The organism is uncultured Oscillibacter sp., from assembly GCF_910587525.1.
In the GTDB taxonomy this organism is placed as follows: Bacteria; Bacillota; Clostridia; order Oscillospirales; family Oscillospiraceae; genus Oscillibacter.
This window is the reverse complement of the sequence record NZ_CAJULS010000202.1, coordinates 1-3026: the sequence shown is the minus strand read 5'-3', so window position 1 is coordinate 3026 and position 3026 is coordinate 1. Positions and strand designations below refer to the sequence as shown.

At 60.5% G+C, this 3026-nt stretch carries 4 protein-coding genes and 1 pseudogene; all 5 read left to right on the top strand.

Annotated elements, in window-relative coordinates:
• Nucleotides 1-299 (top strand): annotated as a pseudogene (locus QZ326_RS12415) (phosphoglycerate mutase (2,3-diphosphoglycerate-independent)); the annotation flags it as partial.
• 37 nt (nucleotides 300-336) lie between these two features.
• Nucleotides 337-492: a hypothetical protein gene (locus QZ326_RS12410; protein WP_295745730.1), complete on the top strand. Its 156-nt coding sequence runs from the start codon at nucleotides 337-339 to the stop codon at nucleotides 490-492.
• A 161-nt stretch (nucleotides 493-653) separates the two neighbouring features.
• On the top strand, nucleotides 654-1487 hold the full coding sequence (locus tag QZ326_RS12405; RefSeq protein WP_295745727.1) for a transketolase: 834 nt from the start codon (nucleotides 654-656) through the stop codon (nucleotides 1485-1487).
• A 15-nt stretch (nucleotides 1488-1502) separates the two neighbouring features.
• Complete coding sequence (locus QZ326_RS12400; RefSeq protein ID WP_295745725.1) at nucleotides 1503-2474, top strand: transketolase family protein; 972 nt, start codon at nucleotides 1503-1505, stop codon at nucleotides 2472-2474.
• A gap of 203 nt (nucleotides 2475-2677) precedes the next feature.
• Nucleotides 2678-3026, top strand: a 349-nt coding sequence (locus QZ326_RS12395; RefSeq protein ID WP_365329274.1) for an iron-containing alcohol dehydrogenase, incomplete at its 3' end; no start/stop codon positions are given.

The window sequence follows — 3026 nt, the reverse complement described above, 5'->3', positions numbered from 1 at the left end:
ACCTGACCTACAAGTCCTCCCACGGCTGCATCGACTACCCGCTGAACATCTGCGAAATGGCCCGGGACAACGGCCTCAGCCGGGTGTATCTCCACATCATCTTCGATGGCCGCTCTACAGACCCCGGCTCCGCTCCCGCCCTGCTGGCGGAGACCGACGAGAAGCTGGAGGCCATCGGCGTGGGCCGCATCGTGGACGGCGTGGGCCGGGGCGTGGCCCTGGACCGGGATAAAAACTATGACAAGGTCAAGCGGGCCTACGATGCCATGGTGGAGGGCGCCGGAACCCAGTATAGTTAAAACGCTCAGTGAGAAAAGCGGGGAGAGGACCCCGCGGATGAAGTCCAATCCCTACCGTTTTTGCGAAGCGGCACGGCAGACGCCGCGCCGCTTCGCCGTTTTTTTGGCGATTTGTTGTGAAATGCGGCGGTTTTTTTTGCGTTTTCCCCAATCCATTGTGAAAATTCAAACAGATATTGACGGAGTGGTTTGAATAGGAGTAGAATAAAGCCGCAACGAATAAGGCCTCCGGTGAGGATTGTGTCAAATTGTGTGAACGCACACAGTTTTTGGAAGTCCTGCTCTGCCGGTTTCGTGCCCATGTGGAGGTCCGGGGGCGGCAAGCATTAAAACATGGAAAGGAAGAACGAGCTGATGAACGAAAAAAATCTCAAGGTTTTGGCAGCAGAGATCCGGCTGGAGACACTGAAAGTGATCCACAGCCGGGGCTTCGGCCATGTGGGCGGGTCCATAGATCTGGCGGACCTGATGGCGGTGCTGTACGGCGAGGTCATGAAATACGACCCCAAGAACCCCCGCTGGGAGGACCGTGACTGGCTGGTGCTCAGCAAAGGCCACGCGGGCCCGGTGGCCTACGCCACCTTCGGACTGATGGGCTTCTACCCCATGGAGGAGGCCTATACTTTGAACCAGCCGGGGACCAAGTTCCCCAGCCACACGGACCGCAAGCTCACCCCCGGCGTGGACCTGACCACCGGTTCCCTGGGGCAGGGCGTGTCCACCGCCACCGGCGCGGCTCTGGGCAACCGGATCGACGGCCGGGACAACTATGTCTACTGCGTCGTCGGCGACGGCGAGGCCGACGAGGGCCAGGTCTGGGAGGGCTTCCACTTCGCCTATGCCCACAAGCTGGACAATATCATTTACTTCATCGACAACAACGGCTACCAGCTGGACGGTTCCACGGACGACATCCTGGCCCACGGCGACATCGCCAAAAAGGCGGCGGGTTTCGGCCTTCACGTGCAGGAGATCGACGGCCACGACGTGACCGCCATCTATAACGCCATCCAAAAGGCCAAAGAGACCAAGGGCGTGCCCAGCTGCATCGTGCTGAACACCAGCAAGGGCAAGGGCGCCACCTTTGCCGAGCCCAAGCACGACCACTCCTCCCAGCCCAAGGAGGAGCAGTGGCTGGAGGCCATCGCCGCTTCCGAAAAAGAGCTGGAAGCCGCGAAGAACGCTTAAAGGAGGGTGAGAGAAATGAATGTGAAACTGATTGGCAAGCATGAAAAGGACTCCCGGGCCTGCCGGGACGGCCTGGCTCTGACCCTGAACGAGCTGATGGCCGAGGACAAGAGCATCGTGTATGTAGACTGCGATCTGATGGGCTGCATCAATACCAAGCAGCTGGTCAAGAATTACCCCGACCGGGCCTTTGAGGCGGGCATCGCCGAGGGCAACGCCGCCGGCGTGGCCGCGGGCCTGGCCGCCACGGGGAAGAAGGTCTTCTTCCACTCCTTCGGCACCTTCTCCAGCCGCCGGTGCTATGACCAGATCTACATGAGCGCGGCTTACGCCGGGTTGAGCGTGCGCGTTCTGGGCTCTGACGCCGGCGTCACCGCCGCCTTCAACGGCGGCACCCACATGCCCCTGGAGGACGCCGCCATGTACCTGAGCATCCCTGAGACCACCGTGCTGGACCCGGCGGACTACGACCAGCTGGCCAGCATCACCCGGGGGCTCGTCAACGTGGAGGGTGTGAGCTTCACCCGTTTTGTCCGCAAGGACGTGATTCAGGTCTACGGCGAGGGCAGCGAGTTTGAGATCGGCAAGGGCATTGTCCTGCATGAGAGCGAAGACGACAAAGCGGCCATCATCACCTCCGGCATCATGGTGGACGAAAGTTTGAAAGCATATGAGGCCCTTCAGGCCGAGGGGATCAGCGTCCGGGTCATCGATATGTTCACCTGGAAGCCCCTGGACGAGGAGCTGGTGCTGAAAGCCGCCGGGGAGACCGGGGCCATTGTCACCGCCGAGAACCATAACGTCACCTGCGGCCTGGGCAGCGTGGTGGCCAACTGCCTGGCGAAGAACTGCCCCACCGTCCAGGAGTTTGTGGGTGTGCAGGACCAGTTCGGCCAGGTGGGTCCCCAGGCGTTCCTGATGGACACCTACGGCCTGCGGGCGGCCAACATTGTGGAGGCCGTGAAAAAGGCCATTTCCCGCAAGTAAGGCGGCGAAGCCAGGGGCAGAGCCCCTGCGATAACTCCGGATACCCGCTTATGCCCGGCTTTGCCGGACAGGCGCTGGTGCACGTATTCTCAGCCGTAAAGCGGCTGAAATGCGGGAGGCTTTGCTCCCTGCAAGCCTTTGAAATACCCCAGTTGGGGCACACGAGGCCCGACCGAAATTTTTATTTAAGGAGATTGATAGCAATGGCTAAGCAAATGGACGCTTTTTCCGCCGCCTTGATGGCCGACAAGCGCGAGATCATCTTTGCCCCCACCGTGTATAAATTCGACACCTTCGCCGCCATGGCGGAGGAGTTCAAGCTGAACGAGCGGGATGTGGTGCTGACCAACGAGTTCATCTACGTCCCCTTCATGAAGGACCTGGGCCTCAAGTGCCAGTTCGTCTTCCAGGAGAAGTTCGGTGCCGGCGAGCCCAGCGAGGAAATGATCCAGGTGATGTACGACGCCATTCCCTACGACACCTATGATCGCGTCATTGCCGTGGGCGGCGGCGCCATCATGGACCTTTGCAAGCTGCTGGGCTGCAAGCGCC